Genomic DNA, 26,436 nt, shown 5'->3' on the forward strand with positions numbered 1-26,436 from the left:
CTGATGTTGCTCGCTTTACCGCTTCATTTCAAACTCACTTCTTGTGCCACTTTTTAGTCGTTAAACGCTTCCACTTTATTCCTCTTTACCTTATGAAACATCTCTCAAAAGTTTCATAACTCACACTTAAATGTTGGCCTCTGAAGGCTTATTCGAACTTTATTTACCCTTAATAGCTATCCGGACATTAATTTGATAGTCGTTTACTAAATAATCGCTAAACTATAGTGTCGCCTACCCCCTTTTGAGAAAACCTAAATGCCTACTGCTGATTCCACCCTAAATAAACGCATGGGAATCGTTGCGCTCACCTGGCCAATTTTTATCGAAGTTCTTTTAAGAACAGCCCTCAACACCAGTGATGTCTTCATGCTATCTGGATACTCAGACAAAGCCGTGTCTGCCGTTGGTGTTATCTCTCAGATATCTTTTTTCCTGATCATCGTCTCGACCATGGTCAGTAGTGGAACTGGCATATTAATCGCGCAATACAACGGTGCTTCTCGCGACGAAGAGAGCGCTCATGTGGGTGTGGCGAGTATTGTATTAGCCATCATTACAGGCCTGTTACTGAGCATTATCGCCATTCTTGGCGCTGAGTATTTTATCCCTCTTTATCAACTTGAAGCTCAAGTGGAACAATACGCTCAAGAGTACCTATTTATCAGCGGTGCTCTCACCTTTAACGTGACGATTGGCGTTGTGCTAACGACGATTCTGCGCAGTCATGGCTACTCTAAGTCACCGATGATCATCAACTTAATAGCAGGTGTTATTAACGTACTGGGTAACTATTGCGTGTTGTACCAACCTTTTGGCCTACCAGTGTACGGTGTACAAGGCGTTGCTGCATCAACGGTCATTAGCCAAATGATTGGCCTATTGATCTTAATCGGTGTTGTAAGAAATAAAGGAATAGACTTACCTCTTAAGCAGTTCAAATTCGTACCTAAAGCTATCTATCAAAAAATCATTAAGATCGGCTCAATGAATGCGGGTGAGGTACTGTCTTACAACATGGCGCAAATCACAATTACCTTCTTCATAGTGCAGATGGGAACCTCGTCATTGGCGGCGTTCACCTATGCACAAAACATCGCACGTCTCTCTTTTGCGTTTGCTTTAGCTATCGGCCAAGGGAGCCAAATTCAAACAGGCTACTACATTGGAAAGGGCTGGATAGATGAAATTACGAGCCGGGTACAACGCTACTTTGTGGTTGGCTTCATCGCCTCAACTAGCATAACTTGTATGGTCTATATTTTCCGTTTTGAGATCCTAGATCTATTCACTCAAGATCCTGAAATCATCGCCCTTGCTGCATTACTTATTGCCGGGTCAATCTTGTTAGAAGCTGGCCGTGTTTTTAACCTGATCTTCATCTCATGTCTAAAAGCGACAGGCGACATTAAGTTCCCTGTAAAGATGGGAGTATTGAGCATGTGGGGCATTGGGGTTGCAATGAGCTATTTGCTTGGTGTGCACTGGGGCTACGGTGTATTTGGTGCCTGGATGGCTATCGCGATGGACGAATGGTTCCGAGGAATCATCATGGCGTATCGTTGGCGAGCAAAGAAATGGATTCGATTCTCATTCTAGAACATGAGTTTAGCGTTACATTTATCTTCATCAGATAGACAAACGCCGCTCCTATTTTCAAGGAGCGGCGTTTTCGTTTTTAATGAATCGAACTCACCTACGCGGTCGCAAGTGCTTTCTTACGCTTTGCTAAGCGTGCTGCAATACCAAACAGCATCACAATGCCGCACACACCGTAGACTTGCATGATGGTTGGATCATCCGAGACAAAACCAACATCAGAGAACATCACGTACGCACCTAATACCATGTAGAGAATGATAGCCGAAGCTTCGAAACGGAACGCCCAAGGCGTAACATCAATGTTTTCATTTACAGGCATCACATAATCATCTTCACGTGGCATAAAGTAACCAATAATGAACATCAGCGCCGTACATACAACAAACAGAATCGCCAATTGGTGTAAGAAGTGAATAGGTGTTTTGAACACTAACTGCATCGCAGCGTATGAACTTACAAATACCACCAATGCCACTTTAGCCGCTAGAGCTGGCACACGTTTAGAGATGTAACCCACAAACACGATAGTGAAAATTGGCACACTGAAGAAGCCCGCTACCATTTGTAGGTATTGGAACAAACCTTCTGGTGCGTACATGATGAATGGTGCGATACATACCGAGATAATCGCGATCACAACGCCGAAGATACGGCCTTTACCCACCAACTCTTCATCCGTTTTGCCTTGGCCAAACAAAGGCTTGTAGACATTCAATGCAAAGAGAGTGGTCGAACTGTTAAGCACACCATTAAACGTACTTAGGATGGCGCCAAACATCACCGCAACGAAGAAACCGACTAATGGTTTAGGCAATACTTCGTTTACCAAGCGCGTGTACATGGTGTCTGGATTACCAGCATCTGCGCCAAACATGTGGAATGCAATAATGCCAGGAATTATTAGGAACAGCGGAGAGATAACCTTAATTGCACCAGCAAGGATTACTCCTTTCTGACCTTCTTTTAAGTTCTTAGCACCCAATGCACGCTGGATGATTGATTGATCCGTCCCCCAGTAGTAAAGGTTCACAAGTAGAAGACCGGTAAACAAGGTTGAGAACGGCAGTGGATCGGTCTCAGTACCGACCGATTGCAGTTTCTCTGGCGCAGCGTACAACAGCGTATCTAAGCCAGCCCCAAAACTGCCATCACCTAGAGCCATCAAGCCAAAAACAGGGATCATCAAGCCGCCAATAATAAGACCAACACCATTAATAGTATCGGCAATCACAACCGCTTTGAGTCCACCATAAATCGCGTAAAAGAAACCAAGTAGACCGATCGTCGCTGAAATTAAGGCTATCGAGCTGAATTCTGAAATATTAAGCAGAGCTTGAACATCAAAGATCTCACCGAGAACAACGGCACCGGCATAAAGTGTGGTTGGCAAGATATTGATGACGTACTGGCACAAGAAAAGTAACGTCACAAACTTCTTCACCGACATGTCGTAACGACTCTCTAAGAAGTCTGGAATCGTCGTGATCCCTTGCTTGAGGTAACGCGGTACTAACATCAGAGCGATGATCACTAAGGTGACACCAGACGCTACTTCCCAACCCATGACACTCATGTTGTGGGTATAGGCTTGTGCGCTCATGCCAACAAAGCTAGTCGCGCTCAAGTTGGTTAAAATTAGGGAGCTGGCAATCAAACCACCGGTTAAGCTTCTTCCACCGAGAAAGAAACCGTCTTGTGAGGTGTTCTTGTCATTTTTAACTTTGTTGTAGGTAAACGCGACAACAAAACCAGTAAATAACAAGAATGACAGCAGAACTGTAATAGACATTTTGTTTTCCTTAAGTTTAGTTATTGCGGCAGCAATTCCTCGCTGCCGATTATATTTTTATATTTAGAATTTTATTTGTAGGGGACTCAGAGTTAGCGCTTCATATCTTTTTCAGATGAACAATCAAGGCTGACTCTGGGTCTAGAATCGGTAAGGTCAATCCAATCTCCTTGAGGTTATCGCCACTCAGGGTTAACGTTTTGTCGAGCCATTGAGGGCGTTGTTTCATCAACTGGAAACTGGTTTTTGGCATGTCCACTAACTTCACTTGATACATCGCGTTATCTTCCACACAGCTAATACGAAGTGGAGAAGGCAGAGCATATTCAGGCATCGCTAATTGGCACACGGTAATCAGCATTTCATCGTCATTTTCAACGCCATAAATGTTCTGATTTTTGTCCGAAGGATCCATTCGGAAACTGCGGCCTGAATGCAAAACATGACGAAATTGCTTATGCAGTGAAATGTAATGTGAGAATGCTTGTTTCTCTTCCGGTGATTCTTTAACAGGGTCAAGCTCAACACCCATGTGCCCCATGAGTGCAGTTACACCACGCATATTGATGCTGTGACGACGGTTGGTTGAGTGGCATTCTGCTGGGCCAATGTGCGCCCCCATCACTTCTGGTGGGAAGAAGTAACTCATGCCTTTCTGAATGGCTTGGCGCTCTAAGGCATCATTACAATCCGATGCCCAGAAACGATGGGTTCGTTTTAGAATTTCAAAATCGATACGGCCGCCGCCCGAAGAACAAGATTCAATCTCGACTTCTGGGTGCGCTAGATTCAACTCATCAACAAGGCGATATAGCGCTTTAGTTTGACCATGCACCGCAGCCTTACCTTGATGCCCAGGTTGAACCAACTCTCGGTTCATATCCCACTTTAAATAAGTGATGTTGTACCGAGTCAGCAGCGCATTGAGGCGTTCATACAAATAGTTAAAACACGCTTCATTTTGTAGGTCTAACACATACTGCCAACGGCCAGATGGTTGATGATACCCTTGTAAACCAAGCACCCAATCAGGATGATTTAGGTAAAGATTAGAATCTTGGCTTACCATCTCAGGTTCAACCCAAAGGCCAAACTCCATACCCTGTTGGTTTACATGTTCAATCACAGGCTCTAAGCCATTTGGATATTTCACCTCATCCAAATACCAGTCGCCAAGTGCGGTACGTTCACCATCACGCCCCACAAACCAACCATCATCAATAATGAAACGTTCAACGCCCATCACGCCCGCTTCCGTTGCCATCTTCATGATGTATTCAGGTTTATGGTCGAAGTAGATCCCCTCCCAAGTATTTAAATGTACAGGGCGAGGCTTATCGGTAGGGAATTGAATAATATTGTCACGAACAAACTGCTGGAAACGCTGAGCAATACCGTTCAAACCAGAATTGCTGTAACAGCCATAGAGCCAAGGTGTTTGGTAAGTACTCTCAGGTTCTAGAATCGATTCACCCGCAAGCAATAACTCTCCTGCTTGTACAAAACGTCGACCATCACTGCGGACATCAGCACGCATTTGATGGTTTCCACTCCAACCTAAATGGAAGCCCCAAACCAAACCATTTTGCTCTGAGAAACCTTGCGTACCTGCAAACATTCCTGGGAAGTTTTCATGTGAAGTACGTCCGCGACGGTTTTCTTGCATGAAGCCACCGTGTTCAAAGCGCTGGCGTTGCGTTTGAAACTCATGACACCAGCGGCCATGGAACGTCATAAGCTCATTAGCATGATTCGGCAATGGCAGCGTTGAAGAAAGTTTATTCAGGCAGTATTTATTACTGCCTTTATTGGTGACGGTTACACGCTTTTGGACGACGTCAGATTCGAAATCCAGTTTGATCTCAACCTGGAGCTCCAATAGAGCAATCTTGTCTTCAAGGAAAAAACTCACTTCTTGCTCTTGAACATCGTAACGAACGGTCTTAAACACGGGTGCCCAATCAAGCCCTTCTCTATGACCTTCAATGCCCGGAGCGTTAAAGTGTCCACTGCCCAACTCAGGGCAAAGAGAAAGTGGCACATCCACATCCAGTCGCGCTTGGGAAATCGGTCTCTCTGTCGAAAGCAGAAGATCTTCATCAATATTTGCGATCTTTGCTCCCCAATGCAAAACCTCTGGAACACGCCCTGATTTAATGATCAAACTATGATTTTTACTCTTTAAGTGAATAAATTCGTTCATTACTAATCTCTATTGTTTTCGTAAACATAATATAAAAATAATAGTGAACTCATAACGCCAAATTAGTATCTAAAATCGACAAAAACGTGATTTAAATTGGCTTTAACATTCGAAAAATTTGCACAAGATCGACTGTTTACGGAAACATTTTTAATGTTTTAAAAGACATTTATTTGAGAGTGCGCAGAGTTTAGTTTGGTAAATTTCGGTAGGCTTATTTCACCCTAAAATATTCGATGAGTAGAGCGATGAGTATCACCTTTAAAGACGTAGCAAAACTGGCAGGGGTATCCACCCAAACAGTATCTCGAGTAACCAATGGCTCACAAGACGTCGCGGAATCCACCCGCAATAAGGTTAACGCCGCCATAAAGCAACTTGGCTATGTGCCCAATAAAGGAGCTCAAATGCTCAGTCGAGCCAAGTCCACCAGCGTTGGCTTAGTCACTCTCGATATGGCCTTACACGGTGCCGCAATGATCGCAAATGGTGTGCGAATGCAGGCTCACGATATGAGTTATGGCGTTGCTTTCTCTGTTGTTTCCGAGCCCAATCTCGCGAATACCCGAGAGGCAATTCGTGAACTGATAGCCCAACAAGTCGACAGCATCATTCTCAATGTGCCTTTAAAGAGTGCCGATGCAGAATTGTTAGTGGATCAATATCAACACCTCAACCTCATTTTCATTGATGTTCCTTCTAACAGCCAAGTGAACTATGTTTGTGGTGACCATGCGGAGGGAGCAAAACTGGCGGCTCAACATCTACTTGAGAGCGGACGAACGGACTTTTTGTTGATCACAGGTCCGAACGAATCCAGCGCCTCAAAGATTCGTCATCAAAGTTGGTTAGCCGCGTTATCAGATGCAGATAGTAAGGTGAAGTATCAATATCAAGGAAACTGGCAAGCAGAAAGTGGTTATCTTGGCGTTCGAGAAGCTGTCGCTAAACAAACCCGATTTGATGCCGTGCTAGTCGCAAGTGACCAAATGGCGTTAGGAGTATTACGCGCGCTACAAGAACTGCAAATCAAAGTGCCCGAAAAAGTCGCGGTCGTCGGCTTTGATGGCATCGAAGACAGCGCTTTTTTTAACCCGCCACTCACCACAATCAAACAAGACTTTACCACGATAGGTCGACAAGCTGTGGTTATTGCAGAGAAGCTCAGCGCGAACTCACAAGATGCCCTATTACAGCAACATATTGAAACTCAACTGATTCACAGAGAGAGTAGCCAATCTAAAGTCACTGCTCACTATGAAAAACAACAGATAGAACAACTATTGAGTAAAATTCACAGCTTACTGCCTGAATAGATGTCAGGGAAAAGAAAAAGCGCTAGGGGGAGCTAGCGCTTCAAGACCAACTAAGTCCGTTTAGCCTGGTAGTTTTTTAAGCTATATCATAAGGATATAACCATTTTTTTACTTAGGTAAATCAAAAAGCCTATTCTTTACGACTGCTTTGAGTCGTAAATTAAGTATAGTCGGATTCTTATAATAAATCGGATTTTTCTAAAATTAATTTATATAAAATTGAAGACTACCCTGCACTATAGACTATTCGGAAATCACAGAAGAGATCGCATTCACAATCAATTTTCTAAGTCGCTTATTTTTATCATCTAAATGTTTAGCCTTTCTATAAACAAGCTGTATATCAAAATCCGGAACATCAATAGGTGGTTTCACCGCCAGCAAAGTTTCTTCGCTGCGCGCGACTAGCTTGGGGACAATACACAACAATTCTCTCCCACGAATCAATCGCTTTACTGTTAAAAAATTACTTGAGGCTATAGCGACCTGTCGACTAAAACCCACTTCTGCCAGTCGACTATCAACGCCCGTTTTTAAATCACCAGAAGGCGACACAAGAGCATGCTCCACAGAAACAAATTGCTCTAAAGACATAGGTAAATCAATAGACAAGACCGATTTATCAAACAAGCAAACATGTTCCTCAGTGTATAAATGCTTTGTTCGATAATGCTTTGGTACCTGACCAAAACTACCGATCGCAATGTCGAGTTTGGCATCTTCAAAAAGTTGTTGATAGTTGCTCCGGTTTACATTGAACAACGCGACTTGGGAGTAAGGAGAAGATTGCTTAATAAGGTCAAACACTATTGGAGCGAACATCTGCTCAGCATAATCAGTGAGACCAATCTTCCAAGTCCCTTTATAAGTCGCGGCATCAAATGATTTAGACAGCAGTACCTCTGACTGAATGGTATTGAGTAAAGTCTCTACCGTACTGGATAATTCGATGGCTCGATCGGTCGCCTCCATCCTGCTACCAACACGCTCAAACAAAGGGTCATCAAACAACTTTCGAAGCCGTTGTAAACTATGACTCATTGCTGACTGGCTGACATAACAACGTTCAGCTGCCTTGCTAACGCTATTGGTTTTATACAGCGCCTGTAATGCAATCAACAAGTTAAGGTCGATCCCTTTCCAGTTAAAATCAGCCATAAAACAAAACCTATATTATTCATAGTTATAATTAAAACAATTAATTTGAATCATAGTTTAACTCCACCTAAATTACGCTAAACATTTATCTGGAATCGATCATGCTTTCAATTTTTAAAACCTTTTTCTGGCTTGGCTGGATTAGCTTCGGTGGACCAGCGGCGCATATTGGCTACTTCCGTAAAACATTTGTTGAGAAACTGAATTGGTTGTCCGACGAAGAGTACGGGCAAATAGTCGCACTCAGTCAGTTTCTACCGGGCCCAGGTTCAAGCCAAGTTGGCTTTGCGGTTGGCTACAAAAAAGGGGGCTTGACTGGTGCGATAGCTGCTTTTATCGGCTTCACATCCCCATCGGTCATTCTGATGCTGATATTGGCTTTAGTGAGCAACCAACTATTGGAAGCGCCGTTGTTCAACTCAATCATCCACGGACTAAAGCTGCTCGCAGTTGTGGTTGTAGCTGACGCCACTTTCGGCATGTATAAAAACTTTTGCCAATCAAAGATAGCAACAGCATTGTGTGTGATTACAGCGATTGTCCTGCTGTTAATTCCAGGGATCTGGCCGCAAATTTTCGTACTTCTGTTTGCAGCTATCATTGGCAGCACGTTTTTGACTTCACAAGAGTTAAAGACAGTCCCATCGACACATAAGATATCCATAACGCCGCTTGTTATTTTTGTAGCGCTATTGGTTGGTTTACCTCTGTTCAGTGCATATTCTCAAGGCATCGAAGTGTTTGGGTTATTTTACCAAGCAGGCAGCTTAGTCTTCGGTGGCGGTCACGTGGTTCTTCCGTTGCTACAGAATGGTATTGGCGACCAACTGTCTCAAGATACCTTCCTAACAGGCTATGCTGCTGCGCAAGCGGTTCCCGGCCCGATGTTTACGTTAGCTACTTACCTCGGTTATGTGTTAATGCCATCAGCACCGATTACAGGTGCACTGCTCGCAACAATTGCCGTGTTCTTACCGGGCTTCTTATTGCTACTCGGTGTACTGAAGAACTGGCAGGCAATTGCGAGTAAACCTTTGGTGGCTGGTGCTCTTACCGGTGTGAATGCAGCAGTTGTTGGTCTATTACTTGCAGCCCTGTATCAACCTATCTTCACCAGCGCAGTAAGTAGTGGCTTAGATTTCGCATTGATCATTGTTGGTGTTTGGCTATTGAAAACCGTGAAGATGCCGATTGTAGGTTTAGTTGGGATATTCATGTTATTTGGTGCCGCTACTGGCCTGTAATATTAAACAGGAAGTAGGAAGCTAACTGCTAGCTTCCTACTCTAATGCTTAGAAACAATTTTAATTCCATGAAAATTGAAGAATAAATTACAATCGATAAGGGGGGCAAAACTCAACGGCCAAAACGAGTTTTGATTGTCAGGAAGGTAATAGTTTAAAAAGGCAATTAAGTTATTACATGGATTAACATGTTCTCTCGCCATTATGTAATCGTAATTCCAGCCCTTTTTTAAACCGTGTTTTCTTGTCGTCATATAACGCCCGATCTTCCAAGCGATTCCTGGATCGGTAGGAATCAAAATAGACAGAGTTCCCCCTGGTTTTAACACTCTTAACCACTCTTTGATCACCAAATGAGGCTCGTATAGGTGCTCCAATATATGAGTTGCGATCACGCGATCAAAACTGTTACTTTCAAAATCTAACTCACAAGCATTAGTTACGTTAAAAGTGAGTTTGTCATAAGAATTGATATGGCTGAGTTGCTTATCTGCTACTTCTAGTGCTGATGCATCACCATCACTAACAATGTATTCATCGAAGGTGTGTTTAACATGCAATAAGTGTTCACCAGTTCCAGAACCTACCTCTAATACTTTGGGGAAATGCTTATCTTCTCCGAATGGTCTTTCACACGCGATATGACCTGCCCTCATCACATACCCCGTGGTATTACGCTCATAAACTCGTTCATCGTATTCATCACTGAAACGAGATAAATAATCGAGCCAATCGTTATCTTCATCCTTGCTTATTCTCATACCAGAATCCTATTCCAATGGTTTGTTATTACTGCATCTTAATATAGAAAGAATTCGCATCTCTCGCCGACCTCGTGACACATTGTCGAGTATCAATCCACAGAAAAAAGACATCACCGAAATTAATGCAATCGAGCTAGACAAAATCGCAGTTGGCACCCTTTCTACTAGTCCGGTATCAACAAAATCTAAAATAACGGGAATTCCCAAGCTCAATGAGATGACACAAAGCAACATAGACAATACGCCAAAGAAAAACATCGGCTTAACATCTCTCAATAAGAACAAGATAAAGTTGAGGATCTTCAGACCATCACTCAATGTATTCAATTTGCTAGCGGTTCCTTCCGGCCTAGATTGGTACTGAGTTGAGACTTCTTTAATGGACATATTATGATGTAATGCATGCACGGTGAGTTCGGTTTCAATTTGAAAACCATCACTAAAAATCGGGACTGATTTCACAAACCGGCGACTCATAATCCGATACCCCGAAAAAACATCACTTAATTGGGCGTTAAATCCCTGATTGATAAGTGAAGAGAACATTTTATTGCCGAATATATGTCCTTTAGGATACGCACCTGAAGAGCGCTCTCGGCTTCCAATAATCATATCGAGCTTTTCATTATTTAATTGCTCGATCAAAGCCGGACATATAGACGCATCGTAAGTGTCATCACCATCAGCCATCACGTAAATATCAGCCTCAACATCAGAGAACATGCGCCTAACGACTTCTCCCTTCCCTTGACGAGACTCATGTCGAACAACAGCACCGGCTTGCATCGCCTCCTCTATCGTGTTGTCAGTTGAATTGTTGTCATACACATAAATAGTAGAATTAGGTAAAGCTTGTTGAAAAGAAATGACCGTTTTTCCGACCGCGCCAGCTTCGTTATAGCACGGGAGTAACACAGCAATGGTTTGGTTTTTCATGAACTCCCCCTAACTCTAAAGACTCGATAACCGCTTTCAATGTTGTCGTGTACAACCTCCAACCAAGTTGGAGTATCTGAGCTGTATAATTTATTGATAAACGCCTCCTCTCCCGCCGCCCCCTTTAGAATCAACAAATGAGGATCATTGCCAACAACAATAATATCTACGCTTTTATCTATAATTTTCCTTTCAACTAACCCGAGATCTTCCTCTAGCATTACCTCAATAAGAAACCTATTCCCGACAATATTTCGATGATAAGGAGCGGCAATAATACTGTTATTTGTCTTTGCTAATACAGGAGCTCCAGTTTCTATTCCAGAGAGGATTGTTTGTGAGTTTATATCGTTATCTTTTAGTACTTTATAGATATTCAGCGATTCTTTCTCTTCATCAAGAGTAGTTGTAATTTCCTCTGATGGCGACAAAGCGAGAATGACAAATGCTACAGCTAACGGTGCGCCAGAAAAAATAACTGTAGCTTTTAAGATTGAAGAGCGAATGTAACCTGACAACTGCAGAACAACATATGCTTGAAGAGGTGCAGCTAACACAAAGCACAGTCTCATAACCCTAATCTGCCAAAAAATAGCAAGGGCTAGATTAAACATAAAAATGAGATACAAAATTGTGCAATGGTCGTTTTTATTCTTAAAAAGTGGGTACAACGTGGCTGGAACAACGAGTAAAGCATAATTCTCTATGGAGAAAAAACCGTGACTCATGATGTATCTAGCGATCGATTTTGCTTCTGTAACTTGGTCAAGCCAATACAATTTTAGTAGTGGGGAGTAATCAATAAATAAAGCACTACTGAGTGAAGGGTAAAGCACTGCAACTAGAATTAAAAATAAAACAGCAAGAAAAAAGAATAACAAAGCCCTTTGAAATAGGCTCTTACCTTCATTCATTATTCGATGGTAAACATTTACAAATAGCCAGCCACAAAAGAAAAGAATGATGAGAACAAATGATATTTCGTCGTACTTAAAAACAAAAAACTCATCGTAAGGCCGATTTAATAAAATTGCAAAAATTCCAAACAAAGCGGAACTCGCATACAACTTAGAAACATAACTAAGCCACTCGTGGCGTACAAGACCGCAATACACGGTGTAAATAGCGAAGAAAATCATAAATAACAATATATTATCTAAACCTGTCCACAACGATAAAGACAGGATAATTGATTGAGCATAAACACGCCATGAATGATTCACCTGGCTATGATTCACAGGTGTTAAAGCTAAAAATAGGGCTGCAAAGATAAGCTGAATATTATGATGATCAATAGAACCCGGTAAGAAGTGAATAATTGAAGGGGAGGAGATAGCAAACATCATGCTAATAAAACGATATTTGTCGCCAAATAAATGTTCACTTAAATAAAAGCATGACAATGCAAAAATCAGTAAATAAAGTAATGGAACAATCGATATTGAAATCGTATACGCAACACTATCATCGGCGACTAGTAATAGTGGAAAAGCGACTAGCGATAACATTAGGTCAGGAAAACGAGACCAATGGATTATATTACCATCAGCGGGATTAAAGTTACTCATCGGTTCAAGATACCAATGACCGTTCTTCATCCACTCTTGAAACTGAACAAAACGCATATAATCGTCATTATCATTCAGGTTTAATATTGAAACGCTTTCCCACTTGTAAATAAATATCGCGATGGCGCAAACTAGCCAAATTGCAGAAATAACAACGATATCTTTGTTAAAATTCTCATTTCTAGGCAACATGAATATCCTTTTCATTGAGCCAAAGTCAAATCATTACTGTTCCATCTCTCTCACTTCTGCTAACGCTCTGTTTAAATTTTCATTTGCTACTTTGTAATAAGATGATTTTTTATCGATAGCTTGTTGTAAATATGGAATCGCCAGATCAGGCTTTCCTTGTAATATCAGGAAATATCCAACATTATTCAACGCTTCCGGTGCATCCATATGCCTCATGAACACGTTGGTTGCCTTCTTAATATCCCCAGAAGCTAAATAAATAAGCGCCAGATTATTCTGAGCTTTTTCATTATTTGGCTCTAACTCTAAAGCTGAACGCGTGTACTGATACGCTTCCTTATAATTACCGTACATGTAATGAGAGTAGCCCATATTCAACAAAGCTTTGACTGAGCTTTTATCTATCGTCAGTGATTTTTTAAAGTACTCTTGTGCAATCTGATGCTTCCCGTCAACATCTTCCAGTACACCAACCCCCATATAAGCCAATGCAGGAGACATACTATCGACCTTCAAACTAGTTACTTCACTTTGACTCAACGCTTGGTAGTTTTTAATCGTTTCACTGCTTTTTAATCGCACTTGATCTGAGTTGATCGCTTTAAAGAAATAGCTTCGCCCTTCATCTGTGCGGCGCTGTTTCGTATATAAAACTCCCAACTGCTCCAATACTTCTGTATGGGCAGGATTAAAATCTAATGCAGCTAGGTAGGCTTTCTCGGCCAGTGCATAGTTACCTCGAGACGAATGTATTCGGCCAATAGTGAACAAAGTTTTATCATGAAATTCTTTTTCTGGAAAAGATAACGAACGTATATATTCATATAATGCCAAATCTATGTTGTTATCTCGAAGAGCAATATCACCACGCATTATTGCTTCTTTCTCATTAAGAGGTGGATCATCACTCGTTAAAGTATCTATTGGCTTCCCGGAATACAGCTCAGCATCAAACTGGTTTGTAGGCTCATCAGAAGAGGCGCACCCAAGCAGTAATATGGGTAACAGAAAAATAAGAAATTTATTATTAAAAATCATAAGCTTGCTCCCGGCGCACTTAGCGCATCCATTACGATCAATAGTCCTGGGCCAAGTGCAACAATGAAAAAGCAAGGCCAAATAAATATCAGCATGGGGAATAACATTTTAGTCGGTATTTTTGCCGCGATTTCCTCAGCGGCTTGCTGACGCTTATCTCTAAAATCTTCCGTATAATCACGGAGTGTTTGCGCTAAACTCCCACCCATTCTCGATGCGTGAGAAAGCAAAGAAACCAAACCTTCTAATTCTACTAAACCGGTTCGTTCGATAAACTGTCTAAGCGCATCAGGCATAGTGACACCCGCTTGGATTTTGGCAAACACAGTCTCTAACTCATCCGCTAAATCAGGCTGAGAAACATAAAGCTCTGACGCCACACGTCCCAGAGCAGCATTAAAACCAAGTCCAGATTCAGTACACACTACGAGAAGGTCAAGTGCATCAGGTACGCCATTTCTAATTTTTTTCTGACGTTCTTTTTGTAGTTTACTTAGAATAATATTGGGTGTGAAAGTCCCAAGAAAAACACAAGTCATTATGAGTAAATTATTGTAACTACCACCTAGTGATATGTAATAAACCATAAAAGCAGCGACAATCCCTATCAAACTAGATAAGACTTTCAACGCGTAAAAAACAGATAACGCCCTTTTTTCGTGGAACCCAGCGTGCATCAACTTTTCTGAGTAGGTTTCATTATCCTTTTTATTCCCTTTACCAATAAAAGGACTCAGTGACTCTAACGTATTTGAAAAATCATATGGTTTTCTTGAATGAGTACCACTCTCTTCTGATATCTGTTTTAGCTTCTTATCCAAAGGGGAGCTAGCGCCTAAAAGCAAGAATCCAATCGTTAATGTGAGCAAAACAGTTGTGAGTAGAATCATCAAGTAGATGACCATCTGAGAACTTACTCCAAAACTTGCGAGCATCTGCTTCCATACTTCAATATTTAATAGTTCCATGAGCTAAATCTCTATACTGATGATCTTTTTAATCCATAACGCTCCTATCGCTAAAAGCACAATACCGACACTTACCATCGAAACACCTCGCGGATCTTTATAAAGAGGTTCGATATATTCAGGGCTAGCTATCTTTAAGGCAAAAAATAGACCGAATGGGGATAGCGTTAGGATCCAAGCTGACAAACGACTTTCAGCAGACAGTGTTTTTATTTTCCTTTCTAACTTGAAGCGAGCTCTTAGTACTTCGGATACCTTTTGTAGATTCTCTGACAGATTCCCCCCGGTCTCTTTTTGCAGCATCACCGCACTAGAAAAAGCTAACATTGAAACCGTCGGCACGCGCTCTGCCATCTGCAAAATCGCTAACCGTAAATCATAACCATAGTTAAGCAGGTTATAGGTGTTTTTGAACTCTACGCCAATGGGATCAGGCAGTTCCTCACCTACTTCATTAAAAGACTGAACAAGTGGTTGTCCGGCTTGCAATGCCCGTCGGATAATATCTAACGCTTCCGGAAGTTGTTCTTCAAATCGAGCCATTCTGTAGGTCACTCGATTTTGCACAAATAGATAGGCGATAACCCAAACAAAAATGAAGGCTGCAACGCTAATAAACCATACTTGGTTTGTCATCATCGATATCAGTGAGAGTAATACACCACACAGGAAAACGGTAAACAAGAATCGACTTAGCGTTATCTTCATACCCGCTAACTCCAACATTCTTTTTAATCCAGCAAAGAAAGGGATAATTGTCAGCTTGCGGTCTATCGGAGATAAGTCTTTGTTATAATGTTCTTTAAGTAATGACAAACTCTCTTCATCAATATTACGTTGCGTCTCTTTCAAGCGACGAGATAACTCTTTATGCTTCGCTTTTTTCCCCGCAGCCGGTAATAACAAAGCCTGCGAAATAAAAAGTACTGCGATAAATAACAGGGCTAATGAAACACTTACATTATCCATAATCCCTCCTTAATTATGAGTCTCAGTAAAGAGCTCAAAGGGCAGTTCGAGACCACGTTTTACCAACTGATCGTGGTATTGAGGAACGACACCCGTAGCAGTGAAATAGCCGATAATGTTTCCGTCTTCGTCAATACCTTTACGTTGAAAACGGAAAATTTCCGACATCGTAATCACTTCACCTTCCATACCGTTGATTTCTTGGATACTAACCATACGGCGCTTACCATCTTCTTGTCGCTCCATTTGAACGACAAGATGAATAGCAGAAGCAATTTGAGCTCTTAAGTTTTTGGTCGATATATTCCACCCCGCCATTGAAAACATGTTCTCAACACGGCTTAAGGCGTCACGAGGAGTATTCGCATGAATAGTAGCAAGTGAGCCATCATGACCAGTGTTCATAGCAGCTAACATATCCACCGCTTCACTACCACGTACTTCCCCAACCACGATTCGATCAGGACGCATACGTAAGGTGTTTTTGACCAATTCACGTTGACTGATTTCTCCCTTCCCTTCTAAGTTAGCAGGGCGGGTCTCTAAACGAATAACATGTGGCTGTTGAAGTTGTAATTCCGCAGAGTCTTCAATGGTAATAATGCGCTGATCACGTGGAATGAACCCAGAAAAGATATTGAGTGTTGTGGTTTTTCCTGAGCCGGTCCCACCCGAAATAAGTATATTCAACTCTCCCTTGACCGCCGCCTCGACGAACTTGGCCATTTGGGGAGAAACTGAGTCATAGCCAATTAAATTATCCATCGTCAAACGATCAACAGCAAAACGACGGATTGACACAGAAGGGCCATCAAGTGCTAAAGGGGGGATAATCGCATTTACCCTAGAACCATCGATAAGTCGAGCATCTACCATAGGTGATGCTTCATCTATGCGGCGTCCAACTTGGCTTACGATTCTGTCGATGATATTTCTTAAATGGCGATCATCAAGAAACGTATAAGGCGTTTTTTCTAGCTTACCTCGACGTTCCACATAAACACTTTTAGGTCCGTTTACCAATATATCAGATACAGTTTGGTCGGCTAGCAGTGGCTCTAATGGACCAAGACCAAAGACCTCATCCTCAATCTGCTTAATGACTCTTTTTCGTCCTTCAGCACTTAGAGCATGGCTACCGTCCTCAGCCATTAATTGCACAATAGCCTCATGCAGATCTACCTTCGCTCGCTCTTTCTCCAAACTCGATAACAAGCCAAGATCTAAGGTTTCAAGAAGTTGTTTGTGAAAGAAGTGCTTTATAGAAAGCTCGTGCTCCAATACTTTCCGAGCTTCATCAATGGCTTTTTCTTTCTCTACATTCGCATTTGATTTTTGAGTTTGGTTAGACACATCAACACTAGATAAATGCTCAACAGAATTGACACCTTCGGAATCATGCGAAACCTGTTCTACTTTTTTTTCAAACTCTGGGTTTACATTTTTTCGTTTAAAAAACATCACAATCCCTCGTGTTTACTTTTTATCAACGTGTTATGAAAACAACTTTTTCAACCACCCTTTTTCTTCTTGCTCTGGTGGTGAAAGAATGTGAGACAAGTCGATGATAGAGCGAGTAATAGAGCTTTTCTTTCTCGATTGAACTAACGGTTGGCCTAGATTGGCACTCTCTAACGCCACTTTAAAATCATTAGGCATAAGGTGTATGTCATGTTTGCCTACCGCTTGTTCAATGTCTTTTAACTTGATTGAATGTCGCTTTTCATACCGGTTGATAATGACTTCGATTGAATCGCCTTGTAGGCCATATTCAAATTTCAGAGACTTAATTAACCTGCTGGTATTTTTTACTGATACTAAGCTTTGCTGCAAAACCAACAGTACTTTGGTTGCTGGTGATATTGCTGATGCAAACACATGATCTAAACCTCGAGAAAGATCGATGATCACATAAGGGTAAAAACGACGTAGTATCGGAAGCAATCGACCTATTTTCTGTGCTTGTTCAAAGTCATCCGCGTTGTTTTCATGTTTAAAGCTTAGAATATGTAGACCAGATTCGTGTTTATTTACTAACGCTCCCAAAGACATTTCATCCAAGTCATTCGAACTATTAATTGCATCAGAAACACTATAAGTAGGCACAATATTTAAATAATCGGGTATCACGCCAAATTGAAGGTCGATGTCGAGCAAAAGAACTTCACCTGGATGCTGACTGGCCATTTCAATAGCAGTATTCAACGCTAGGGTCGTTGCCCCCATCCCTCCCTTAGTATTCAGAAATAGGATGAATTCACCGTAGCTCGAATTTTCGAGTTTTTCAGAAGCCGTTTTTTTCAATAAAGGGAGCAAATCCGAGAGAGTCACGTTATGAGATAAAAAGTCTGAAGCCCCTAAACGCAAAGCGATTTTCAAAGAACCATTATCGCTTTCATCACCAAGCACCACTAATGACAAATCCTTGTCTTCTAGTGATAAATCATACCCCTGAAGCTCCACCATCTTTTGAGCCCAATTCCCATGAGCTTCGACAAAAATAAGCTCAGGAACGTCTGCACTTTTCAAGTACTCCTCTCCCATTGCTGCTAGAGAAAATGACGTCACGTGCACATTTCGACATTTATGCAGCTCTTGGCTCATATGTGAATGAAAACCATCAGTACTGTAAATTAACCAAACCTTAAGGTTTGTTCTTAAACGCGTAATATCGTTCTCATTAGGCGTTATTTTAACCGCTTCCCCCATACCGCTACTCCCGTAATAAATAACTATGGACACCGATTCCTTTTTTCAGAGTCAGCCCTAACCACACCCAAACTTTCAGCGGGTAATATTGTTTCAAATGAGGGAGCGGCCAAATAGCCACCTGCACCTAAAAAACTTAAATTATCAATAAGTTGAATTCCATACCCCGTAGCCCGAGCACGAACAAATTTAATGTTGCTAAACCCTGGATTAGTATCGTAACCGGACGAAATTTCACTGCCATTAATATCTAAATAAGCAACTTCTAGATTTGCATTAGTAAATCCAATAAGCGGCAGTTCAGCCACAACCATTCCTGCAATATTATCTCTATCTTCAACATAGCAAACAGTTGCTAGCCTTGCGGCTTTCCTCGTCGCTTCACTGACCATTTGCAACGAAAATACATAGGCCCCTAGCGCTAAAATGAGAAACACCAATAAAAAAACAAACCATGAGACGATTGTAAATTCAATAATGGCAATCCCTTTTATTCCTGTTTTAAATTTTTTCATCACAGCACCCTCATCACCGAAGTGACGCTCAGCGGAATAGAAAAACTTGCTGAAGAAAAAGGGATAGATAAAAACTGCGGTATGTAGTCATACGTAACACTCACCCGCACGTAACTATCACCTGAAGGTGGACTAATAGTTACGTCAGCTGTTGTTAAAGTAGATAACAGTGCTGTGCCTATGCTGTTCTGACCGTAAACCACCACATTTTGTATTTCTGACGTTGGCGCGATCGTTCCACCTATAGTTCCGTAAACTTCACTAACGGCGTAACGAGCACCATTTTGCACAGACTTTGAGATAACATTGTAATGAATCAGAATATTGCCGAACTCAAGCACTAAGATCAGAAAAAACAACAGTACAGGTGTCGCAATGACCATCTCAATGGCAGCAAAACCGCGATTAGATTTATTAAAAAATTTCATAATCAGGACTCTCCACTGTTAGGGTCTTTGTACAAAACAATTTTGTAAGCCCCTTCTGTAGTTGACTCTGTACTACCTGATCCGCTCGTAACACTGCAAGAATGTATAAACTCACCAAAAACGGCTGGTGTTCCCGAGTTATTGGTTGGTGCTTTTTGCAATAAAAAGAAACAGCCAATTTTGCTCACTGTAAAGTCGGTCGTACCACCACTTTTTCCAGAGCAATCAACCATTGGTATCGGTAGAATACGGCGCCAAGCCACACCATTGGAAGCACATCCCGAACCGTTATTCGCAATGCATGTATTTGTATCTGATTCATATTGAGCAAAGGTATAACTGCCATCAGAATCGATCTCACCAGTATTGGCATCAATCGTTATTTCATCAGTTGGTTCTGTGGTCACATAATCAGAAGGGTAATCGGATGCTGACAAACCACCACCATAATCACCAAAACGAGTATTCAAACCATCGCCAGTAGGGCCAACCGTGCCACCGGGCTTCGTCGTGATATCTTCACCGATTTCGACTGGGTAACTATAGTTTCCGCCCAACCCTTCTTTTACCGCTTTACCACCTGAACCAAAATCTAATAAGTGATAGTTACCATTTCCCATTTCAGATAGATTTTTATCTCCCACTTTTAATGCATGAACGGTCCCAACTTCATAACCAAATACACTCGTTATAGCTGCACCAGTTTCATCATGAAATCCATCTTCTGGATCAATATCGTTATCAGACGTACCATCACCAATACAAACACCAATCGGCACAACATTATTTACAACACGAAATCCTGAACTTGGTCCAGCAACGGCACTCGCCGAGACAGATTTCTCTAAACCAAACATCTGTATAAAGAACTCATCCATATCCAATGAATCCACTCGAACCCGAACATAGACATCATCATCAGCACCAAAAGTGGCAGTCCCAGTAAAGTCTTGAGGATCATTTGAATAATCAATACTTATAGATGCCGTACTAAAATCAAATTCATGATTTCCCGTTGATGTCGCCATGGCATTCAGTGCCGTACCTATTTCCGCGTCGACAGCATCTTTATCTTTGCTGTTGTCTAATATGGTTGCGGCAGCCAACGCTGCAGAATCAACTGCATTTTGTAAGCGTGTTTTATTCACAACCATATGGTTTATATCGACAGCTAACGCTGACACCGCTAAGAAAACTAACAAGGCAGCAGTAATCATTATCACGACTAAACCTTTCTGTTTTTTAGGGCTTTGTGATACTCGATACAACATGTGAGTACCTCCAGATTTAATTAAACTCTTCTAAGATCTGGCTACTACTTCCTGACAGATCGCTTTCACCTCTGCCTACATATCTGTCGTAACCAGTCTGCATCCGCTCCCCTGTACCGTCAGGTACTACGAGTAAGTTCTCTTGGGTCGCATTAGGGTTATACGTTTGTTCTGTTTTCACCAGCGCTACCGAATGCCCCAATCGAACATCATTCGCACAGCCAACTAATACCATTACGAGAAAGACCATCATTGTTCTAATCATATCTATCTCCTTATAAATCATGCCCAAATGAGCCTTCGCTACCACCATCTGTCGAAGGGATATCTTGTGATGCTTGAGATTCGCCTGAGTCAGAACCAGATGGCTCTGCAATGTAAGCACTCCTACCTAACAAGTAATATTCCAAGTCATTCGGATTAACAAAAGCATCAGTTGGTAAGGTCACTTTGCTTCGATCGATTGGCTTGGCGAGTCTTGGGGTCACCAAAATAACTAACTCAGTTTCTCCAGACACATACTCTTGACTATTAAAGAGCTGACCTAATATAGGGACATCACCAATACCCGGCATTTTATTACTGATATCTCTGACATTTTCACTGAGCAAACCAGCAATACCGATAGTCTGACCGTCGGCTAACTCAAGCGTCGACGACGCACTTCTTCGAGTTATCGGAGGAATAAAATAAGTAGCATTTGTCGTGCCTGGGTCAATGGTTAACGAACTACTATTCGCAATTTCACTTACATCGACAGCTAGGTTAAGGTTTATTTTCTTGTCGCTGAGCACTGTCGGTATAAATTTCAACCCTACACCATATTCTTTGTATTCAATCGTAATACCATCGTCATCTGGGACGGGAATCGGAAACTCCCCCCCAGCTAAAAACTCGGCCTTTGATCCACTTAATGCGGTTAGATTCGGTTCAGCCAAGACCTTGGCAACACCATTTTGTTTGGCTACATCCAATGCAAAGGTAAACAAAGTATTACTATCAATAAACGACCCCAAAATGCCGTAATCGGTTGAAATAGGAATATCAAAAATAGGCGTTGCTCCTATCACTCCTGCTGGAACTGAAGAGGCACCCCAAGAAAAATTCGACCCACTCGTTTGAAAGAAATGAAAGTTCGCATCGAATTTTCTCACTAAGCTTCTTTGAACCTCTGCCACCGTAACTTCCAACATAACTTGTTGCGCGCCACCTATCGACATCAAATTAATAACACCCGTTGTAGCAACTTGCTCGCTACCACTTTCCTTTGATTCATCAGCACTTTGACCTGAGGAATACGTTTCGGCAATTCTCATCGCAACATTCATTTGCTGTTGATTACTAACCTGACCACTCAACAACAAACGATTCTGTGCGCTGTGCACCTCAATAGTTTCATCAGGAAGAAACTCATATAATTTCGCTTTTAGGCTGTTGAGATCGTGAGTGACCTCGATATCAATAGATTCGATCAACTGACCTCTTGAATCCCATGCCATTAAGTTGGTAGCACCCAACTTCTTCCCGATTAAAAACAGCTCATTGGATTTCAACATCACAATGTCCAGAACATCAGGATCACCAAGCGATACTTTGCTGGCTTTCCCTGATAGAACCACGTGTGCCGATTTATGATGAGGAACCGTTACGGTTTTTCCAGTTTGAAGAGCAGCAAAGCTCAGTGTAGAAAAACAAACTAGGCTCAAAATACACGTTATTATTATTTTCATATATCACCTCAATCCTTGACGCGAACGCTAGATGCTTGTGTACCTTTAATGATAGTTACGCTAGGTCTAGGTACGTATCGACGAACAACCTTCTTCTCAATTTCGTGAGGATTTCTCAATGTAAGCTGAATGCTGCCTTTACTCTTTGCAGTTAGTAATTTCTCGGCGTCTTTTGGGGAGACCTCTAACGTTACGGCTCGCACAATAATAGGGCTGTTTTCTTTTGTTTTTGCCGTTTGGTCTACCGCAAGTACTTTGATATCCTTGAGTACAGTTTGGGTAGATGCTGAATTTTTGCTATAAGAAACGGTATTTAGGATATCAACCTTGTTCCCTGGCAATAGGAAACCCGCAACACCAATAACATCATCAACTCGAATGGTCACAGCTCGCTTATTTTCAGGGATTAACGCAGCTAACGTAGAGCCCTCACCAGGGACAGTAAAACGCATTCTATGAAGTATTTCTCCAGCATAAATCGTATTGGCGACGACCTTACCTACCAGCTCAGTAGCATCGGAATAGTTGTTTTCATTAATCCAATCGACTTCCATGAGCTTAGTGTTTAAAAATTGCTCTTCAATAACCGTTCCGGCTTCGATTTCTTGGGACGCAACCACAATCGGATGACGCTCCACAGTTTCAACTTCAACGGTTGGCTTAACTTGGTTGTCCATCCACTGTTTAGCAAAAAATACAGCAGCTAAACCAAATACTACGGACAATAAAAACAGTAGGAAAACTTGACTCTTATTCATTATTTTCGTCCTCGGGTCCATCAGAGGTAAAATAGACTTTCCATGCCATAGAAAGAATATCGAAGGTAATCACAGGCGGGAGTTGTTCGAACGAAAGAATGTCTTTGCTGATACCAACGAGATCTTTCGGTAAACAAGGAAAAAGTGGGATTTTGTAAAGCGTGTGCATTTGGGACAAACGCTCAAAGAATCCATCTTGAAGCGCAACCTCTTTTTCAGAAACGATGCTCATCCATAAAGCTTCATAATCTCTCTGATTCAGAGGCTTGAATTGAATTTTGTAACCTAAACGACGTAAGAATGCAGGGTCGCTTATTTTTTCGGGATTTAAGTTGGTAGAAAAGGCTAGCGTTAGCACAAACGGCATCGTTATTTGCTGACCGTTAGGTAGAGATAAATAATCGAAAGAGTATTCCATAGGTACAATCCAACGATTAAGCAAAGTATCAACGGGCATAGGCTGACGACCAAGGTCATCAATCACAAAAATCCCATTGTTTGCCATCATCTGTACAGGTGCTAACCAAACGCGACTATTCTCCGAGTGATTGACCTCAAGCATATCCATGGTGAGCTCTCCCCCAACCTGAATATTTGGCCTTTCACAATTAAGCCAACGTTTATCATATTGATCTTTAAGAGAGATAACTTTATCACTACCATTACTATCCAGCGGCTTATGATGCTGTGCAGAGAACACTTTAATAATGTTACCTAGAGCATAGACCGCGTAAGGTATAAAAACAGATGTACGTAAAGCGTTCACAATCCGGCTCGCGACAAATGTTTTTCCGGTTCCGGCATGCCCATATAACAACAAAGCACGCCCAGAATTTATTGCAGGCCCTAGCACTGAAATCATCTTATCTACACCATAAACATCGCTTAATGCCACTTCAACATGCGGTCTAGTTACCAACTCAGCTCTCAGATCTTGTTGTTTTACTACCTCTGTATATTGGGTAAGCGAAACCGGTGCGGGACCTAAATAGGCATCCCGTTTGAAAGATAAATCTGCTTCCTCAAGCCCTTTGTCAGAAAGAGAATAGCGAACATGGCTATGTGAGACTGACGCAAAAGAAATGTCCGAAGTCGGTTGAAACACCTCTATTAATGACTTTTTCCGCAAAACAGCTAAAGCACTTTCCACAATATGAGTAACAACACACAAATAATTAGATAGATCTAAAACATCCGATTTAGGATAAGCAGATAAATGTTTAAGTACGAGATTTTCAATTACGACTTCAGGAACACCCAACATATCAATAGATGTAGGAACGATTGGGGCTGAAATTTGAGGCTTCAAAGTTGTTGGATCAGTATGCCCTATAATATCCATATATTATTCCTCTCCATGAAGCGAACCAACAACAGATTCAAGTAAAGTAGCTATACATCGCTAACCCTATGACAACAGATGGTGCAAAAGGCATCGTCACTTTATTTGAGTATCGAATATGCAAGCCAGCAGTTTTGTCTACGACAGGTGCAGCACCACCAAGCACTATTAGCTTATTTTCAAAATAACCTTTGATACTAAGACTGCTCGAATTAGAAAAGTTATATAGCAGATAGAAAGCGCCTATAACTCCAGAAGAAACCAAAATAAAGTATGAAGCATCCAGTAACTGTCCCCACCCAAGATACATCCCTACAATACCTAATAACTTCACATCCCCTGCAGACATCGCTCTAAAAAAATAAAGAAGCAAACCGGCACCGAAAAACACAACGGCTCCAGATAGTGACATTAGAAAAACATCTAAAGTGTAATTGCTGTTAAACATTGATAGTAAATATACAAATATAAACATAATCAATATTTTGTTTGGTATACGATGCTTATCAACATCGTATACCGAAACTGCAATTAACAACGCCCAAAAAACAGAAGGCTCATTAATCATATAGTATATTTACACACTCGATATTATACTTTGGAATTTACTCAACAAAGCTGACGACATTCCAAAAAAAACTAACGCGATAAAGATAACAAGTGAGGCCGCACCGATCACATACTCGACCGTCGTTAATCCTCTCTGTTGTCTCACTATTTTTCTATTCATGAGGTATTAACCACCAGTAGTCGTACCAACATTGGCTACAATAGCATTCAGTTTGGTCGACAATGTGTTTCCTAAACCTGAAAATACCGTTGTTAAGCCTAATACCAATAATGCTGCTCCGATTACGTACTCGATAACAGTCAACCCTTCTTCATCTTTCATGAATTCTTTACAATTATTCAAAAACTTATCCATGAGAACCTCTCCTTGATTTACATATCAGGCTTTGTTTACCTGTAAACTAAATCTAGAGGTGAGTTATATATTAGGTTAGGATTTTTTTGCCATTTACTTGCACTTTTTTGTGGTACTTCTAATCTATTTTATATGCATAGAAATTTATCGTTTTATAAAATTAAAATTTAAATATGAAATAGAGTTGATATTTATATGAAATCAATAACACCTTTATTATCGGATAGAGATAGTGAGTTCAATTCCATTATTATAAAAAAAATCAGTCATTACTTCTCTATTGACAATTTTGGACAAGATATATCTATAATCAGTAACTTAGAGGTCAGGTTAGTATTCTTTATACTAAACAGAACGGATAAACTTCAATTACTTACAATGGCCCTATCTATTTGTGAAAACCTAAACAAACGAATCGTTATTATTTGCTCAGACGCTTTACCTAATATCGTTCGAAATCATAAGAATATATTTTTCATTATTGAAACAAACAGTAATCATCTGACCAGTACCTTTGAGCAACTTAAGCACAAAACGCAACATATCTTCGAGACCCATTTCGATCTCGACAGGGACATGAACAACAACAATCAACTGCCAGCCAAACTGTTTACTTCAGAAGTCGTCAACTTTGTTATGGACAACATAAACAAAGAGATCAGAGAAAAAGAAATTGCAGAAAAATGTCACTGTTCAACGACCTACTTTTCTAAAAAGTTTCATCTACACTTTGGAGTAAGCTTTAGGGACTTCGTGTGCGATAAACGAATCCTACTAGCAAAAAAATTGATTGAGGCAGATACCGAATCAAAAATAGCCGTTATCGCTTATCAATGTGGATACAAAGATGTCTCGTATTTCTCAAGAATCTTTAAGAAAAGAACAGGTGTGACACCTGCGAGCTATAGGCGTGCCTGCATGGATAACATAAAACGCTAATTTTACTCCCTAAAAGAAAAAATCATGGTACATTTAACATGATTTTAACAAAAAAATAATAACTTAGCGAAA

General features: G+C 41.2%; 25 protein-coding genes. 4 read left to right on the top strand and 21 right to left on the bottom strand.

Going from position 1 to position 26,436, the window contains the following annotated elements; all coding sequences use genetic code 11:
- Positions 1–258: 258 nt before the first annotated feature.
- Positions 259–1,599: an MATE family efflux transporter gene (locus tag ACFI6G_RS09720; protein ID WP_065099643.1), complete on the top strand. Its 1,341-nt coding sequence runs from the start codon at positions 259–261 to the stop codon at positions 1,597–1,599.
- 97 nt (positions 1,600–1,696) lie between these two features.
- Here ACFI6G_RS09720 and ACFI6G_RS09725 read toward each other — a convergent pair whose 3' ends face one another.
- Together ACFI6G_RS09725 and ACFI6G_RS09730 are read right to left on the bottom strand one after the other, a co-directional pair.
- On the bottom strand, positions 1,697–3,391 hold the full coding sequence (locus ACFI6G_RS09725; protein WP_010436271.1) for a solute:sodium symporter family transporter: 1,695 nt from the start codon (positions 3,389–3,391) through the stop codon (positions 1,697–1,699).
- A 100-nt stretch (positions 3,392–3,491) separates the two neighbouring features.
- Entirely contained in the window at positions 3,492–5,594 is a 2,103-nt protein-coding gene (locus ACFI6G_RS09730) for an alpha-galactosidase (RefSeq protein ID WP_016789369.1), read from the bottom strand.
- Between the two features lie 248 nt (positions 5,595–5,842).
- Between ACFI6G_RS09730 and ACFI6G_RS09735 the strand changes: the two genes are divergently transcribed.
- A complete protein-coding gene (locus tag ACFI6G_RS09735; RefSeq protein ID WP_010436267.1) occupies positions 5,843–6,910 on the top strand; it encodes a LacI family DNA-binding transcriptional regulator in 1,068 nt (355 codons plus the stop codon).
- Positions 6,911–7,153: 243 nt separating this feature from the next.
- Here the strand turns inward: ACFI6G_RS09735 and ACFI6G_RS09740 are convergent, their stop codons facing one another.
- Positions 7,154–8,068 carry a LysR family transcriptional regulator gene (locus tag ACFI6G_RS09740; RefSeq protein WP_016798322.1) on the bottom strand — a complete coding sequence of 305 codons (915 nt, stop codon included), beginning with the start codon at positions 8,066–8,068 and terminating at the stop codon, positions 7,154–7,156.
- A gap of 101 nt (positions 8,069–8,169) precedes the next feature.
- On the opposite strand from ACFI6G_RS09740, the gene chrA reads away from it, so the two are divergent.
- On the top strand, positions 8,170–9,312 hold the full coding sequence (gene chrA, locus ACFI6G_RS09745) for a chromate efflux transporter (protein WP_016789368.1): 1,143 nt from the start codon (positions 8,170–8,172) through the stop codon (positions 9,310–9,312).
- 41 nt (positions 9,313–9,353) lie between these two features.
- Here chrA and ACFI6G_RS09750 read toward each other — a convergent pair whose 3' ends face one another.
- From ACFI6G_RS09750 to ACFI6G_RS09835, 18 genes are read right to left on the bottom strand one after another with little or no spacing between them, the layout of a single operon-like run.
- Positions 9,354–10,073 (bottom strand): class I SAM-dependent methyltransferase, encoded by a 720-nt coding sequence (locus tag ACFI6G_RS09750; RefSeq protein ID WP_010436262.1) that lies wholly within the window; start codon positions 10,071–10,073, stop codon positions 9,354–9,356.
- A 9-nt stretch (positions 10,074–10,082) separates the two neighbouring features.
- On the bottom strand, positions 10,083–11,012 hold the full coding sequence (locus ACFI6G_RS09755; protein WP_010436260.1) for a glycosyltransferase family 2 protein: 930 nt from the start codon (positions 11,010–11,012) through the stop codon (positions 10,083–10,085).
- Positions 11,009–12,772, bottom strand: a complete 1,764-nt coding sequence (locus tag ACFI6G_RS09760; RefSeq protein ID WP_462710259.1) for a hypothetical protein — start codon at positions 12,770–12,772, stop codon at positions 11,009–11,011. Before ACFI6G_RS09760 ends, ACFI6G_RS09755 begins: the two co-directional genes overlap by 4 nt.
- A gap of 33 nt (positions 12,773–12,805) precedes the next feature.
- Entirely contained in the window at positions 12,806–13,810 is a 1,005-nt protein-coding gene (locus tag ACFI6G_RS09765) for a tetratricopeptide repeat protein (RefSeq protein ID WP_462710260.1), read from the bottom strand.
- Positions 13,807–14,778: a type II secretion system F family protein gene (locus ACFI6G_RS09770; RefSeq protein ID WP_016767627.1), complete on the bottom strand. Its 972-nt coding sequence runs from the start codon at positions 14,776–14,778 to the stop codon at positions 13,807–13,809. The genes ACFI6G_RS09765 and ACFI6G_RS09770 overlap by 4 nt, the downstream gene beginning before the upstream one ends.
- 3 nt (positions 14,779–14,781) lie before the next feature.
- Complete coding sequence (locus tag ACFI6G_RS09775; protein WP_010436253.1) at positions 14,782–15,747, bottom strand: type II secretion system F family protein; 966 nt, start codon at positions 15,745–15,747, stop codon at positions 14,782–14,784.
- Between the two features lie 9 nt (positions 15,748–15,756).
- Positions 15,757–17,208, bottom strand: a complete 1,452-nt coding sequence (locus tag ACFI6G_RS09780) for a CpaF family protein (protein ID WP_010436252.1) — start codon at positions 17,206–17,208, stop codon at positions 15,757–15,759.
- Between the two features lie 33 nt (positions 17,209–17,241).
- Positions 17,242–18,456, bottom strand: a complete 1,215-nt coding sequence (locus ACFI6G_RS09785) for an AAA family ATPase (RefSeq protein WP_010436251.1) — start codon at positions 18,454–18,456, stop codon at positions 17,242–17,244.
- Between the two features lie 23 nt (positions 18,457–18,479).
- Positions 18,480–18,971 carry a TadE/TadG family type IV pilus assembly protein gene (locus ACFI6G_RS09790; RefSeq protein WP_010436249.1) on the bottom strand — a complete coding sequence of 164 codons (492 nt, stop codon included), beginning with the start codon at positions 18,969–18,971 and terminating at the stop codon, positions 18,480–18,482.
- Positions 18,971–19,399 carry a TadE/TadG family type IV pilus assembly protein gene (locus ACFI6G_RS09795; protein WP_010436248.1) on the bottom strand — a complete coding sequence of 143 codons (429 nt, stop codon included), beginning with the start codon at positions 19,397–19,399 and terminating at the stop codon, positions 18,971–18,973. Before ACFI6G_RS09795 ends, ACFI6G_RS09790 begins: the two co-directional genes overlap by 1 nt.
- A 2-nt stretch (positions 19,400–19,401) precedes the next feature.
- A complete protein-coding gene (locus ACFI6G_RS09800; protein WP_010436247.1) occupies positions 19,402–20,670 on the bottom strand; it encodes a Tad domain-containing protein in 1,269 nt (422 codons plus the stop codon).
- A gap of 16 nt (positions 20,671–20,686) precedes the next feature.
- Positions 20,687–20,956 (bottom strand): hypothetical protein, encoded by a 270-nt coding sequence (locus ACFI6G_RS09805; RefSeq protein ID WP_010436246.1) that lies wholly within the window; start codon positions 20,954–20,956, stop codon positions 20,687–20,689.
- A complete protein-coding gene (locus tag ACFI6G_RS09810; protein WP_010436245.1) occupies positions 20,946–22,400 on the bottom strand; it encodes a type II and III secretion system protein family protein in 1,455 nt (484 codons plus the stop codon). The genes ACFI6G_RS09805 and ACFI6G_RS09810 overlap by 11 nt, the downstream gene beginning before the upstream one ends.
- 8 nt (positions 22,401–22,408) lie before the next feature.
- Entirely contained in the window at positions 22,409–23,158 is a 750-nt protein-coding gene (gene cpaB, locus ACFI6G_RS09815; protein ID WP_010436244.1) for a Flp pilus assembly protein CpaB, read from the bottom strand.
- Positions 23,151–24,500, bottom strand: coding sequence for a P-loop NTPase family protein (locus ACFI6G_RS09820; protein WP_462710261.1), 1,350 nt, complete (start codon positions 24,498–24,500; stop codon positions 23,151–23,153). The genes cpaB and ACFI6G_RS09820 overlap by 8 nt, the downstream gene beginning before the upstream one ends.
- Before the next feature lie 37 nt (positions 24,501–24,537).
- Positions 24,538–25,068 (bottom strand): A24 family peptidase, encoded by a 531-nt coding sequence (locus ACFI6G_RS09825; protein WP_010436242.1) that lies wholly within the window; start codon positions 25,066–25,068, stop codon positions 24,538–24,540.
- 9 nt (positions 25,069–25,077) lie between these two features.
- Positions 25,078–25,230 (bottom strand): LITAF-like zinc ribbon domain-containing protein, encoded by a 153-nt coding sequence (locus ACFI6G_RS09830; RefSeq protein ID WP_139130251.1) that lies wholly within the window; start codon positions 25,228–25,230, stop codon positions 25,078–25,080.
- A gap of 6 nt (positions 25,231–25,236) precedes the next feature.
- Complete coding sequence (locus ACFI6G_RS09835) at positions 25,237–25,425, bottom strand: Flp family type IVb pilin (RefSeq protein WP_010436241.1); 189 nt, start codon at positions 25,423–25,425, stop codon at positions 25,237–25,239.
- 195 nt (positions 25,426–25,620) lie between these two features.
- On the opposite strand from ACFI6G_RS09835, the gene ACFI6G_RS09840 reads away from it, so the two are divergent.
- Positions 25,621–26,364: a helix-turn-helix domain-containing protein gene (locus tag ACFI6G_RS09840; protein ID WP_016789363.1), complete on the top strand. Its 744-nt coding sequence runs from the start codon at positions 25,621–25,623 to the stop codon at positions 26,362–26,364.
- Positions 26,365–26,436: the final 72 nt, after the last annotated feature.

Source organism: Vibrio sp. PSi01 (genome assembly GCF_054960695.1).